Source organism: Stenotrophomonas sp. YJH_SMC_130 (genome assembly GCF_059369035.1).
The window spans coordinates 208627-221955 of the sequence record NZ_JCAFSH010000001.1 but is presented as its reverse complement, the minus strand read 5'-3'; the positions used below and the strand labels follow the sequence as shown (position 1 = coordinate 221955).

Sequence of the window (13329 nt, the reverse complement as noted above, 5' to 3'; positions counted from 1 at the left end):
CGCGGTGCATGCGCAGGGCCTGACCCGCCGCTTCGGTGAACTGCTGGCCGTGGACACGGTCGACCTGACCGTCCCGCGCGGGCAGGTGTACGGCTTCCTGGGCCCGAACGGGTCAGGCAAGTCGACCACCATCCGCATGCTGTGCGGCCTGCTGGAACCCAGTGCGGGGCAGATCGAGGTGCTGGGCCTGGCGGTTCCCGAGCAGGCCGAAGCACTGCGCCGGCGCATCGGCTACATGACCCAGCGCTTCTCGCTGTACGAAGACCTGTCGGTACGCGAGAACCTGGAATTCCTCGCCGCCATCCAGGACCTGCCGCGCAACCAGGCCCGGCAACGGGTCGATGCGCTGCTGCAGCAGTACCGGTTGCAGGACCGGCAGCCGCAGCTGGCCGGTACGCTCAGTGGTGGACAGAAGCAGCGCCTGGCCCTGGCCGGCGCCGTGGTGCATTCGCCCGAACTGCTGTTCCTGGACGAGCCGACCAGCGCGGTCGATCCCGAGTCGCGCCGCGATTTCTGGGAGGCCCTGTTCGAACTGGCCGACGCGGGAACCACGGTGCTGGTGTCGACCCATTACATGGACGAAGCCGAGCGCTGCCATCGCCTGGCGATCCTTGATCGCGGCGCACTGGTGGCCGACGGCACGCCGGCCGAGCTCTGTTCACGGCTGCAAGGACGAACGCTGCAGGTCACGTCATCGCAGCCACGCCAGGCCAGCCGCGTGCTGGCCGAGCTGCCCGGCGTGCTGAGCGTGGCGCAGATCGGCACCCATCTGCGCGTGCTGTGCAACGAAGGCGCAGCGGATGTCGCGGCGCTGCGGCGCGCGCTGGCCAGCGCCGACCCGCAAGCGCATATCGAAAGCGTGGCACCGAACCTGGAGGACGTGTTCGTGGCCGCCACCCGTGGCCGTGGCAGGGAGCCAGCGGCATGAACCTGCGCAGGCTGTGGGCGATCATGCTCAAGGAGCTGCGGCAGCTGCGCCGCGACCGCGTCACGCTGGCGATGATCGTCGGCATTCCGGTGATGCAGCTGCTGCTGTTCGGCTATGCGATCAATCTCAACCTGCGCCACCTCGATGCGGGTATCGCCGACCAGGCCAACAGCGCCGCCTCACGCGCGCTGGTGCAGGACATGGTCGCCACCGGGGTGATCACGCCGCGTACTGAAGCGTACAGCCCGGGCCAGCTGATGCAGGCGCTGCGCCGCGGCGAGATCAGCGTCGGCATCGTGGTGCCGGCCGACTTCGAGCGTCGCCGCTTCGATGGACGCGAAGCGGTACAGGTGCTGGTCGATGGCAGCGATACCGTGGTGCAGAGTGCGGCGATCCAGCTGGCGCAGGTGCCACTGGATACGCGCCCGACCAGCAATACGCGGCCGTTGCGCGAAGGCAGCATTGCCAGTGGCCAGGTCAGCGTGACCAGTTTCTACAACCCGCAACGGCGCTCGGCGGTGAACATCGTGCCCGGCCTGATCGGGGTGATCCTGACCATGACCCTGGTGATGTTCACGGCGGTGGCGGTGGTACGCGAGCGCGAGCGCGGCAACATGGAACTGCTGATCGCCACGCCGGTATCGCGCAGCGAACTGATGGTCGGCAAGGTGCTGCCCTATGCAGCGATCGGCCTGCTGCAGACCACCCTGGTGCTGGCGCTGGGTACCTGGCTGTTCCAGGTGCCGATCCGCGGCAGCCTGCTGGACATCTACCTGGCCGCGGTGCTGCTGGTGCTGGCCAACCTGGCGCTGGGCCTGCTGATCTCCACGCGCGCGCGTTCGCAGTTCCAGGCGATGCAGATGACGCTGTTCCTGTTCCTGCCGTCGATCCTGCTGTCGGGTTTCATGTTCCCGTTCGCCGGCATGCCGCGGCCGGTGCAGTGGCTGGCCGAGGTGCTGCCGCTGACCCACTTCCTGCGCCTGGTGCGCGGCATCATGCTGCGCGGCGCCTCGCTGTGGGAGCTATGGCACGACGCGCTGGCGCTGCTGGCCTTCATCGTGGTGATGATGACGTTGGCGATCCTGCGTTTCCGCAAGCGATTGGATTGAGGCCCGTCATTCGGTAGTGCCGGCCGCTGGCCGGCATCATTTCCGGTAGGTGCCGACCGTTGGTCGGCACACCTTATTCCGCCACCACGCGCCCACGCAGCGAGTTGGTCAGCGCTTCGGTGATCACCACATCCACGAACTGCCCGATAAGGCGCGCAGGCGCCGGGAAATTCACCGACCGCATGTTCTCGGTCTTGCCGGTCAGTTCGTTCGGATTCTTGCGCGATGGCCCTTCCACTAGCACGGTCTGCACGGTACCAACCATCTTCTGCGAGATGCTGGCGGCGTGCGCATTGATGCGCTCCTGCAGGCGCGACAGGCGGGCGTGCTTCTCGGCATCGCTGATCGTGTCCTCCAGATCAGCCGCCGGTGTACCCGGTCGACGCGAATAGATGAAGGAGAAACTGTGGTCGAAGCCGATGTCTTCGATCAGCTTCATGGTCTTCTCGAAGTCGGCATCGGTCTCGCCGGGGAAACCGACGATGAAGTCCGAGCTGATTGAAATGTCCGGGCGCACCGCGCGCAGCTTGCGGATCTTCGACTTGAATTCCAGCGCGGTGTAGCCGCGCTTCATCGCCGACAGCACGCGGTCGCTGCCGGCCTGCACCGGCAGGTGCAGGAAGTTGGCCAGCTGCGGAACGTCGCGGAACGCATCGATCAGCGAATCGCTGAACTCGAGCGGGTGCGAGGTGGTGAAGCGGATGCGGCCGACCCCATCGATCTCGGCGATGGTGCGGATCAGCAGGCCGAGGTCGGCAAACTCACCGTCTCCATACGGGCCGCGATAGGCGTTGACGTTCTGGCCGAGCAGGTTGATCTCGCGCACGCCCTGCGCGGCGAGCTGCGCCACTTCCACCACCACGTCCTCGAACGGGCGGCTGACTTCGGTGCCACGGGTGTAGGGCACCACGCAGAACGAGCAGTACTTGGAACAGCCTTCCATGATCGACACGAACGCCGAGGCACCTTCGGCGCGTGGCTCGGGCAGGCGGTCGAACTTCTCGATCTCGGGGAAGCTGATGTCCACCTGCGGGCGCTTCTGCTCGCGCCGCGCGCGGATCAGTTCCGGCAGGCGATGCAGGGTCTGCGGGCCGAACACGAGGTCCACGAACGGGGCGCGCTTGATGATCGCTTCGCCTTCCTGCGAGGCAACGCAGCCGCCCACGCCGATGATGACCTCGCGGCCCTTGTTCTTCAGGCCCTTCCACACGCCGAGTTGGCTGAACACCTTCTCCTGCGCCTTCTCGCGGATGGAGCAGGTGTTGACCAGGATGACGTCGGCATCGTCCGGGCTGTCGGTCAGTTCCAGGCCATCGCTGGCGGCAAGCACGTCGGCCATCTTGGCCGAGTCGTACTCGTTCATCTGGCAACCGTGGGTCTTGATGTACAGCTTGCCCTTGACCTGGTCGGGCTTGCGCGGACCAGCGGGCAGGGCAACGAGCGGGGTACCGCCCGGGGTGGCGGGCGGAAAGACGTCTGGCGTCCCGGTCATGGCGCTTAATCCATTCGGGTGGCGGGAAAGCGGGCAATTCTACCCGCATCCCGCGCCAGCCGCCGCGCCCTTGTAGAGCCGAGCCCACGCTCGGCTGCTCTTCCCGCTTCCCATGGGGCAGCCTGGCATGGCCTGGCTCTACTGAAGCCAGCCGAGCGTGGGCTCGGCTCTACAAGGAAAGCCGGCCGGCGCTGCTCCGGCGCTGCTTATGCCGCCGCCAGCTCCGCATCGATCTGCCGCGAACGGTCGAAGGCGGTCATCGCGCTCATCCGTGCGATGTAATCAGCCGTGGCCGGCGCAGGCTGCACCAGGCCGAAGGCCGTGGTCCAGGCCAGCGCATTGCCCCACAGCACGTCGGCGGCACTCATCGTCTCGCCGAGCAGGTAGGGACCCTGTGCCAGCTGGGCCTCGACCACCTGCAGCACGGTCTCGGCGTCGTTGTACGGCGACATCATGCGCGGCGGCGGCTCGCGGTGCATCGCCTTGTCGATCATCGCCGGCTCGAAACAGGCACCGTAGAAGGCCATCCAGCGCAGGTAGGGCCCGCGCAGGGCGTCGCCGATCGGCGGCGCCAGCCCGGCTTCCGGATACAGGTCGGCCAGGTACAGATAAATGGCCACCTGTTCGGTCACCAGCGCGCCGTTGTGGACGATGGCCGGCACCTTGCCCATCGGGTTGATGGCCAGATAGGCCGGGGCCAGGTTGGCGCCGGCCTTCAGGTCCAGCACCTGCATGCGGTAGTCGGCACCCAGCGCTTCGAGCAGGGCCACGGCGCCGCTCGAGCGGGATCGGGCAGCGTGGTACAGGGTGATCTGGCGTGAGGTCATGGCATTGCTCCTTGCGGTGGGTGGTGAACTGGAAGCCATCCTGGGGCACCATTGCGGACGACTTCTGTCCTCGATTCTTCATGCGCCATACCGCCCATCGACTGCTGCGCCTGATCGCCCTGCTGCAGGCCCGCCGCCAGTGGTCCGGGGCTGAGCTGGCCGAGCGCATGGGCGTGGACCGGCGCAGCATCCGCCGTGATATCGAACGCCTGCGCGAACTGGGCTATCCGGTGCGGGCCTCCTCGGGGGTCGGCGGCGGCTATCAGCTCGGGGCTGGGGCGCCGGTGCTGCCGATGCTGCTGGACGAGGAGGAGGCGACCACCCTGGCCATCGCCCTGCGTGCCGCGTCCGCGTCCGTCGCCGGCATCGACGACACCGCGCGGGGCCTGTTGTCCAAGCTCGACCCGCTGGTACCGACCCGCCGCCGCCAGCAGGCCGGCGAGGTGCATGCGGCGACGGCCACCCTGTCCGACCTTCCCTCCACCGACGCACGCCTTCTGGGACGGCTGGCCCAGCATTGCCGGCAGGCGTCACGGCTGGCCTTCGAGTACCGCAGTGCGCAGGAGGCGGTGACCCAGCGCGAGGTCGAGGCGCAGCACCTGGTCAACTACGGGCGGCGCTGGTACCTGCTGGCCTGGGACCTGGGCCGGCAGGACTGGCGCACCCTGCGCGTGGACCGGATGGGCGCGGTGCGCGAATGCGCCGGGCCGGGCATGCATCGACGCACGCCCGTGCCCCCGGACGTGATGGTGCGGCAGGCGGTCAGCCAGGCGCCCTTCGCACTGCAGGCCATCGTCCGCCTGGCCGGCAGCCGCACCGAGCTGGAAGGGCGCATCCCGCCGTGGTGTGGTGTGCTGGAGGCTGATGGCGCCGACCATTGCCTGTTGCGCATGGGCGCCGAGAGCGGCGGCATGATGCTGGCGCAGATCCTCAGCCTGGACCGGGTGCCGGTGGCGTTGTGGACCACACCGCCGGGCCTGCGCGATGAGCTGGCACAGCGTTTGGCCGGATTGGGCCAGGTGCTGGCTGTGCCACCGGTCACAGGCTGAGCCGCGTCGCTTGGCAAGCCCCGGCGAAGCTGGGACACTCGCGGCATGAAGGGGATACTGGGGACAACGGCGATCATCATCGCTGCGCTGACCGCTGCGCCGGCCAGCGCCGGCACCCTGTACAAGTGCCAGGGCGGCGACGGAGTCACCAGCTACGTGAGCAAGCGAGTGGCCGGCGCGCGCTGCAGCAGCATCAGCTACAGCCGCGATACCCGCCCGGCACCGCGCCCCGTGGTGGCCGCACCGAAGCCTGCGCCGACCTCGGTGGCCAGCATCGAACGCAATCCGGTCGCTGTGGCGGCCAGCGCTGCTGCGCCCGCTGCGGTCGTGCCGACGCCTGCTGCACCCGCGCCTGCCGCGGCACCGACGGCCTCGCGGGCCGGGCGGATGGTCAGCGGCCAGGTCTATTCCTTCATGAAGGATGGGGTGCGCCACTACACCAGTGCGCGGCCGACCCAGGTGGCCAACCTCGGTCCGGTGCGCACCATCCGCTACAGTTTCATGGAGCGCTGCTACGCGTGCGGCGTCAACCCGCGCGTGGACTTCGGTTCGGTGCGCCTGAACACCACCGCGTTCCAGACCGAGATCACCTCGGCGGCACGCGAGTTCGGCGTCGAGGAGGCCGTGGTGCGTGCCATCATCCACGCCGAATCGGCCTACAACCCGACCGCGCTCAGCCGCGCCGGCGCGCAGGGCCTGATGCAGCTGATGCCGCCGACCGCGGCCCGCTTCGGGGTCAGCGATTCCTACGATGCCGCGCAGAACATCCGTGGTGGTGTGCAGTATCTTGCGTGGTTGCTGAAGCGCTTCAATGGCGACCTGACCCTGGCTGCGGCCGGCTACAACGCCGGCGAAGGCGCGGTCGACCGCCACGGTGGCGTGCCGCCCTACAGCGAGACCCAGTACTACGTGCGCCGGGTCGGGCAGCTGGCCGAGCGTTACCGCACCGCCCTGAGTCACCAGTAGGTGCCGACCGTTGGTCGGCACTCCCTTGAACAGGTGGGTGCCGACTGTCAGTCGGCACTCCTTGCAAAGAGCGTTGTGTGGCGCGCGACGGTTCCGCTACACTCGCCCATGATTCAATGCGGCTCTGGCCCCCACCGGATCCGCTGGCAGCCTTAAAGCTACCTAATCAATATCGGAGTGCCGGATGGCCAACGATGGGGTACACGATCCAGTCAACACCGGACGTCGGCGTTTTCTTTCTGCCACCACTGCTGTGGTTGGCGCCGTCGGCGTCGGATTCACCGCCGTTCCTTTCATCAAATCCTGGAATCCCAGTGCCCGTGCCAAGCTTGCCGGTGCACCGGTCGTGGCCGACATCAGCGCCCTGCAGGAAGGCCAACGGCTGATCGTGGAGTGGCGTGGCCAGCCGATCTGGATCGTCAAGCGGTCCAAGGCGATCCTGGATGCACTGCACGGGCTGGATGGCCGCCTCAAGGACCCCGAGTCCGGCGAGAAGGACCAGCAGCCGGACTACGTGCTGAAGCAGAACCCGGAGCTGCGCTCGATCAAGCCGGACATCTCCGTGCTGGTCGGCCTGTGCACGCACCTGGGCTGCTCGCCGGAAATGGTCGCCGAGATCCGGCCCGAGCCCTATGACCCGCAGTGGAAGGGCGGTTACTTCTGCCCCTGCCACAAGTCGCGCTTCGACATGTCCGGCCGCGTCTTCAAGGATGTGCCGGCGCCGATCAACCTGAAGGTGCCCGCGCACCACTACCAGGACGACAACACCATCATCATCGGTGTCGATCCGCAGGGGGCTGCCTGATGGCCAATATCCTCAGCCGTACCGCCAGCGGCGTCGCCGACTGGGTCAATGCCCGCGCGCCGGGCCTGATGCCGGTCTATCGCAAGCACGTCAGCGAGTACTACGCGCCGAAGAACTTCAACATCTGGTACTACTTCGGCTCGCTGGCACTGCTGGTGCTGGTCAACCAGATCGTCACCGGCATCTTCCTGACGATGCACTACAAGACCAGCGCCGCGGAGGCGTTCGGCTCCATCGAATACATCATGCGTGATGTGGAGTGGGGCTGGCTGATCCGCTACATGCACTCCACCGGCGCCTCGCTGTTCTTCATCGTGGTCTACCTGCACATGTTCCGCGGCCTGCTGTACGGCAGCTACCAGAAGCCGCGCGAGCTGGTGTGGATCCTGGGCATGCTGATCTACCTGGTGCTGATGGCCGAAGCCTTCATGGGCTATGTGCTGCCGTGGGGCCAGATGTCGTTCTGGGGCGCCAAGGTGATCATCTCGCTGTTCGGCGCGATACCGGTGATCGGCAACGGCCTGACCGAATGGATCATGGGCGACTACCTGCCCAGTGACGCCACGCTCAACCGCTTCTTCGCATTGCACGTCATCGCACTGCCGCTGGTGCTGCTGTTGCTGGTGGTGCTGCATCTGGGCGCGCTGCACGAAGTGGGGTCGAACAACCCCGATGGCGTGGAGATCAAGAAGGGGCCGAAGGGCAACCGCTGGTCGCCGAATGCGCCGGCCGACGGTATTCCGTTCCACCCGTACTACACGCTGAAGGATGGTGTCGGCGCCGGCTTCCTGCTGATCATCGCCGCCTTCATCATCTTCTTCGCACCTGGCTTCGGTGGCCTGTTCCTGGAACACGACAACTTCACCGAGGCCAACCGCCTGGTGACCCCCGAACACATCAAGCCGGTCTGGTACTACACGCCTTACTACGCGATGTTGCGCGTGGTACCGAACAAGCTCGGTGGCGTGCTGGTGATGTTCTCGGCCATTGCGATCCTGTTCCTGGTGCCGTGGCTGGACAAGGCCAGGGTGAAGTCGGTGCGCTACCGCGGCTGGATCTCGAAGGTGATGCTGGGCGTGCTGGCGGTGTGCTTCGTGTGGCTGGGCGTGATCGGCTCCGGCCCGGGCACCGACGTGCATGAAACTTACATCGGGCGGGTGCTGACCTTCCTGTACTTCGCGTTCTTCATCACCATGCCGCTATGGACAAGGTTGGACAAGACCAAGCCGGTACCGGAGAGGGTGACCACGCATGACTGAGCGCTGGATGGTCCGGCTGGCCCTGACGGCCACCCTGATGCTGGGCAGTTTCCTGGCCTCCGCCGCCGAGGGCGGCACCAAGCTGCTGCAGGCCGGCAACGACCTCGGTGACCGCGCCTCGCTGCAGCGGGGTGCGCAGCTGTACATGAACTACTGCTCCGGCTGCCATGCGCTGAAGTACCTGCGCTACTCGCGGATGGCGCAGGACCTGGGCCTGACCGAAGAAGAGGTGATGAACAACCTCAACTTCACCGGCTCGGCGATCGGCGACCCGATCCCGGTGGCGATGCCCAAGGAAAACGCGGAGAAGTGGTTCGGCAAGATGCCGCCCGATCTCAGCCTGATCTCGCGCGTGCGGGGCAGTGACTGGGTTTACACCTATCTCAAATCGTTCTATCTGGACAGCAGCCGCCCGCTGGGCTGGAACAACGCGCTGTTCGCCAACGCCTCCATGCCCAACCCGCTGTGGGAGATGCAGGGGCTGCAGCATGCGGTGCGCGGCAAGGCGGAAGCGCCCGGCATGGACCCGCCGGTGACCGGCCTGAAGATTGAAACGCCGGGATCGGTCGATGCCGGGCAGTACGACCAGGCCGTGCGGGACATCACCAACTTCCTCGAATACGCCGGCGAACCGGCCGCACTCAAGCGCCAGCAGCTGGGCGTGTGGGTGATCCTGTTCCTGGCCCTGCTGACCTTCCTGCTGTATCTGCTGAAGAAGGAATACTGGAAGGACGTTCACTGATTCTGCCGCCGGCCATCGCATGGGCCTATTGGCTTTTGTGATGGTCGGTTGCACACTCGGGGAGGAGTCGACCGCTGGCACGGTGCCGGCGGCGCCGATGCGGCAGGCGGTCTCCTGTCGTGGGAGAGCCTTTGATGGCGGCGAGCGTACGCATGCGCAATACACTGACGCTGTTTTCCTCGAACGACGACGTACTGTGCCACCGTGTACGCCTGGTCCTGGCGGCCAAGGGCGTCACCTTCGACTTCGTTCCGGTCGATCCGCAGAACCCGCCTGAAGACCTGATCGACCTCAATCCGTACCACTCGGTGCCGACCCTGGTCGAACGCGAGCTGGTGCTGTACGCCGCATCGGTGGTCAGCGAGTACCTGGATGAGCGCTACCCGCATCCGCCACTGATGCCGGTCGACCCGCTGTCGCGTGCGCGCATCCGACTGGCCATGCTGCGCATCGAGCACGACTGGGTGCCGCAGGTGCAGGCCATCCAGCTGGGCAACAAGACCCAGGCCGAGGCCGGGCGCAAGCGCCTGAAGGAACTGCTGACCGCCTCGCTGCCGCTGTTCAAGGCCAGCAAGTTCTTCCTCAATCCGGAAATGAGCCTGGCCGACTGCGCGATGGCGCCGATCATCTGGCGCCTGCAGTCGCTGGATGTGCCGCTGCCGAAGGATGGCAAGGCGATCGAGGACTACGGCAACCGCATCTTCCGCCATCCGGGATTTGTCCGCAGCCTGACCGAGCAGGAAAAGAAACTGCGCGATCTGCCGGTCTGATCCGGCCCCGCGTTACCCGTCTGCAGGCCGACCGGCGTGCAGACGATCCGCCCCGGCGGGGCGCCGGGCGCGTACACTTCACGCATGACCGAAGACTTCTTCCACATGACCAGCCACCGCCCGTACCTGCTGCGGGCGCTGGTGGAATGGATCAACGACAACCAGCTGACCCCGCACATCCTGGTCGACGCCGGCGTCCCCGGCGTGCAGGTCCCGCCTTCGGCGGTCAAGGATGGCCGGGTCGTGCTCAACATCGCCGAACGTGCTGTCGTGCGGCTGATGATCGACAACGAGATGGTCAGCTTCTCGGCGCGCTTCTCCGGTACCAGCTACCCGGTGCAGGTGCCGATCAGCGCCGTGCTGGCCGTCTACGCCCGCGAGACGGGGCAGGGCATGGCATTGCCGGATGACATTCCGGGCAGCGAAACCGCACCGACCAGCGATGAGCTGCTGCACGAGGAAGGCACGCCGCCGGACGATACGCCGCCGGCCAGCCCGCCGCCGAAGGGCCGCCCGAACCTGCGCGTGGTCAAGTAACCATTCCGACGCCGCCCCGATGGGCGGCGTTTTTCTTGGCCCGTCTGGCGGTGGGTGCCGACCGTTGGCCGGCACATCTTCAAACCCTAGGCATCCTCGGCATCCTCCACATCCTCCACATCCGGCCGGATCTGGCTGATCCGCGCGGCACCGGGGCCGGTGAACGAAATCAGCTGGTCGCCACGCAGCACCATGCGGCCCACGTGGCGATCGATGCCATCGTAGGAATACTCGAACTTGAAGGTGCGCTCGAAACCGAGTCGGCCATCCTCGCCACGCGACAGTCGCAGGCCGGTGGCGTGCACCGCCTGGTCCAGCCACTGCACGTCGGCGGCGCGGCAGGCATTGCGTCCCAGCTCGACCGCGCGCTCGGCGGCCGAGCGTGCGGCGTTCCAGAAGAAGTAGATGATTCCGCCGGCAATCAGCAACAGCAGCAGGGTAGGCATGGCGTCAGCCGTCAGAGGTCGATCCGGCAAAGATGGCGGCGAACGCGCGCTGGATCAAGCGCTGCATTCACCGCCGCGGCTGTGGTTCGTCGGGCACTGGCTGCGCGGGCACGATCACCGGTTGCGGCGCCGGAGCGGTCTGTATTGGTGTGGCAGTTGGCGAGGGCATCACCACGGGTGATGTCGCGGTCAGCTGCAGCAGGGCCGCCCAGTCCTGGCGGTTGAAGCTGCATTCGTCCTCGCGGCCCGGCGTGCAGCTGGGGTCGATGCCGGTGCTGTTGCGTTCGCGTGCCGGGGGCAGCTTGATCAGCCCGGTGCGGTCCAGCGGCAGCAACCGCATCGCCACGGTGTTCATCACGTTGCCACCGACCAGGTACAGGGTCTGGTCGCCGCCGAGGTTGGCGGCCACCACCACTTCGCAATGTGATTTCCAGTGGCCCACCGAACCGTTGCCCAGCGCCTGCACCAGCCCGCTGTAGCTGAGCGTCGTGCTGCGGTCGCGCAGGAAGCACAACAGGTCGCCCGGTGCGGGCTTTGCGGTCGCGGGATCGACCAGCCGGTACGGCACGCCCGAGGGGCCGCCCTGGTACGCGGCACGAATGTAGTCGATGTGGCGCGGCGACGTGTTGAAGCCGGGAACGCCGGCCTGCACCATCACCCAGGAAATGAAAGCGGCCGACCACGGATTGTCGATCAGGAAGGCGCGGCAGTCGCTGTCGGTGTAGCGCGTACCCAGCGGTGCCACGCAGCTGCTGGCACCGGCGATGCTGCCCATCGCGTTGAGCGTGCCGCTGTTGCGCCAGTAGCCGGCCACGCGCTGCCAGGCAATCAGCCCGTTGTCGGCCAGGTGTTCGTTCTCCGCCTCGGTGACACTCAGACTCGCCGCGCGGCCATCGCGATCGATGAAGGGCCGGAACCACAGCCGGTGCTCGTTGCAGGCGGTATTGCGGATGGCCACCGCCAATGGGCTCAGGCCGAAGCGGGGAGGGACATCGCAGGCTTCAGCGGCTGCGGCGGACAAGGGGGCTGCCGCGAGCAGCAGACAGGCAGGCAAGAGCATCCGGCGCATGCGCGGCTCCTGTGGGGGGATGCCCGCAGCGTCGCAGAGGCTGGCGTAGCCGAGCCGTGAAGGCGCCCCGTCTCGTGTAGAGCCGAGCCTACGCTCGGCTCATCGCGCGAAGCGCGTGCAGGGCGCGCCGCAAATCGAGAAGCAGCCGAGCATGGGCTCGGCTCTACAAGGCCCTGCAGGCCTCAAGCCGGCGGCGGGCCCAGCTTCAACGACAGATCGATGGCCTGCACATGCTTGGTCAGCCCGCCGATGGAGATGCAATCGACGCCATCCTCGGCGATCGAGCGCAGGCCGCCCAGGCCGACGCTGCCGGAGACTTCCAGCGGAATGCGCCCGGCCGTGATGCGCACCGCCTCGCGGCGCAGGTCGGGACTGAAGTCATCCAGCAGGATGCGTTCGCAACCGGCTTCGAGCGCCTGGCGCAGCTGTGCCAGGTCTTCAACCTCGACCACCAGTGGCAGCGCAGGCCACTGCCGGCGTGCGGCGGCCACCGCCGCGGCCAGCGAACCGGCAGCACGGATGTGGTTCTCCTTCAGCATCACCGTGTCGTACAGGCCGAAGCGGTGGTTCTCGCCGCCGCCGCAGCGCACCGCGTACTTCTGTGCCAGGCGCAGGCCGGGCAGGGTCTTGCGGGTGTCGAGGATGCGGGTACCGGTACCGGCCACCGCGGCCACGTAGCGGGCAGTGGTGGTCGCGGTGCCGGACAGCGTCTGCAGGAAGTTCAGCGACGTGCGCTCGGCACTGACCAGGCTGCAGCTGCGCCCGTGCAGCAGGGCCAGCACGGTGCCGGCGGTGACGGCATCGCCTTCGGCGATGTGCCATTCAATGCGCACGTCAGGGTCGAGCGCGCGGTGGGTGGCGTCGAACCAGGGGCGCCCGGCGATCACCGCATCCTGCTTGCACAGCAGGTAGGCGCTGTCCGCCTGGTCGGGGAGCAGGGCGGCGGTGACGTCACCGCTGCCCAGGTCCTCGGCCAGCGCGCGCGCGACATCGGCGGCGACAACGGCCGCATCTGGCGTCGGCAGCGTGCTCATGCGGCCGGGAAGTCGGCGATCTGGGCGGTCGGAACGGCTTCCTCGGCCAGCAGCACCGGGATGCCGTCGTCGACGCGGAACACCTGCTTGCGGTCACGGGTGACCAGCGCCTCGCGCAGCGGCTGCGCCAGCGGGTTGCCATCGGCCTTGGTCACCGTGCCGGCAGAAATGGCCTTGTTGAGGGCTTCCAGGCCCTTGCCATCCAGCAGGGACAGGGGCTGGCGGGTGTCCGGGGACACCAGCAGGTCGAGCAGCTTGCGATCCATGGTTCTTCGTCTTGCGTGGAAGACGGCTAG

The 13329-nt window shown here is 67.2% G+C and carries 15 protein-coding genes; 9 read left to right on the top strand and 6 right to left on the bottom strand.

Annotated elements, in window-relative coordinates; genetic code table 11:
- Window positions 1-4: 4 nt before the first annotated feature.
- Together AC5P5V_RS01155 and AC5P5V_RS01150 are read left to right on the top strand one after the other, a co-directional pair.
- Entirely contained in the window at window positions 5-928 is a 924-nt protein-coding gene (locus AC5P5V_RS01155; protein WP_134969312.1) for an ABC transporter ATP-binding protein, read from the top strand.
- Window positions 925-2037 (top strand): ABC transporter permease, encoded by a 1113-nt coding sequence (locus AC5P5V_RS01150; protein WP_134969311.1) that lies wholly within the window; start codon window positions 925-927, stop codon window positions 2035-2037. Before AC5P5V_RS01155 ends, AC5P5V_RS01150 begins: the two co-directional genes overlap by 4 nt.
- Before the next feature lie 73 nt (window positions 2038-2110).
- On the opposite strand, the gene miaB is transcribed toward AC5P5V_RS01150, so the two are convergent.
- A complete protein-coding gene (gene miaB, locus AC5P5V_RS01145) occupies window positions 2111-3529 on the bottom strand; it encodes a tRNA (N6-isopentenyl adenosine(37)-C2)-methylthiotransferase MiaB (protein ID WP_138952814.1) in 1419 nt (472 codons plus the stop codon).
- Window positions 3530-3735: 206 nt separating this feature from the next.
- On the bottom strand, window positions 3736-4356 hold the full coding sequence (locus AC5P5V_RS01140) for a glutathione S-transferase family protein (RefSeq protein ID WP_134969310.1): 621 nt from the start codon (window positions 4354-4356) through the stop codon (window positions 3736-3738).
- 80 nt (window positions 4357-4436) lie between these two features.
- On the opposite strand from AC5P5V_RS01140, the gene AC5P5V_RS01135 reads away from it, so the two are divergent.
- From AC5P5V_RS01135 to AC5P5V_RS01105, 7 genes are all read left to right on the top strand, one after another.
- Entirely contained in the window at window positions 4437-5405 is a 969-nt protein-coding gene (locus AC5P5V_RS01135) for a helix-turn-helix transcriptional regulator (RefSeq protein ID WP_231352646.1), read from the top strand.
- Window positions 5406-5450: 45 nt separating this feature from the next.
- A complete protein-coding gene (locus tag AC5P5V_RS01130; RefSeq protein WP_231352647.1) occupies window positions 5451-6371 on the top strand; it encodes a lytic transglycosylase domain-containing protein in 921 nt (306 codons plus the stop codon).
- Window positions 6372-6555: 184 nt separating this feature from the next.
- On the top strand, window positions 6556-7176 hold the full coding sequence (gene petA, locus AC5P5V_RS01125) for a ubiquinol-cytochrome c reductase iron-sulfur subunit (protein WP_004151998.1): 621 nt from the start codon (window positions 6556-6558) through the stop codon (window positions 7174-7176).
- Complete coding sequence (locus AC5P5V_RS01120; protein ID WP_005408840.1) at window positions 7176-8435, top strand: cytochrome b; 1260 nt, start codon at window positions 7176-7178, stop codon at window positions 8433-8435. Before petA ends, AC5P5V_RS01120 begins: the two co-directional genes overlap by 1 nt.
- Window positions 8428-9177 (top strand): cytochrome c1, encoded by a 750-nt coding sequence (locus AC5P5V_RS01115; RefSeq protein ID WP_134969053.1) that lies wholly within the window; start codon window positions 8428-8430, stop codon window positions 9175-9177. Before AC5P5V_RS01120 ends, AC5P5V_RS01115 begins: the two co-directional genes overlap by 8 nt.
- A gap of 134 nt (window positions 9178-9311) precedes the next feature.
- Window positions 9312-9947 (top strand): glutathione S-transferase N-terminal domain-containing protein, encoded by a 636-nt coding sequence (locus tag AC5P5V_RS01110; protein WP_005415948.1) that lies wholly within the window; start codon window positions 9312-9314, stop codon window positions 9945-9947.
- A gap of 84 nt (window positions 9948-10031) precedes the next feature.
- Window positions 10032-10484, top strand: coding sequence for a ClpXP protease specificity-enhancing factor (locus AC5P5V_RS01105; RefSeq protein WP_019659028.1), 453 nt, complete (start codon window positions 10032-10034; stop codon window positions 10482-10484).
- A gap of 86 nt (window positions 10485-10570) precedes the next feature.
- Here the strand turns inward: AC5P5V_RS01105 and AC5P5V_RS01100 are convergent, their stop codons facing one another.
- The 4 genes from AC5P5V_RS01100 to AC5P5V_RS01085 all read right to left on the bottom strand — a co-directional run bounded on the left by AC5P5V_RS01100 (window position 10571) and on the right by AC5P5V_RS01085 (window position 13299).
- A complete protein-coding gene (locus AC5P5V_RS01100; protein WP_134969052.1) occupies window positions 10571-10930 on the bottom strand; it encodes a DUF3301 domain-containing protein in 360 nt (119 codons plus the stop codon).
- A 67-nt stretch (window positions 10931-10997) separates the two neighbouring features.
- Window positions 10998-11999 carry a DUF2272 domain-containing protein gene (locus tag AC5P5V_RS01095; RefSeq protein ID WP_134969051.1) on the bottom strand — a complete coding sequence of 334 codons (1002 nt, stop codon included), beginning with the start codon at window positions 11997-11999 and terminating at the stop codon, window positions 10998-11000.
- Window positions 12000-12181: 182 nt separating this feature from the next.
- Complete coding sequence (gene nadC / locus AC5P5V_RS01090; RefSeq protein ID WP_134969050.1) at window positions 12182-13033, bottom strand: carboxylating nicotinate-nucleotide diphosphorylase; 852 nt, start codon at window positions 13031-13033, stop codon at window positions 12182-12184.
- A complete protein-coding gene (locus tag AC5P5V_RS01085) occupies window positions 13030-13299 on the bottom strand; it encodes a Trm112 family protein (RefSeq protein WP_061478499.1) in 270 nt (89 codons plus the stop codon). The genes nadC and AC5P5V_RS01085 overlap by 4 nt, the downstream gene beginning before the upstream one ends.
- Window positions 13300-13329 lie beyond the last annotated feature (30 nt).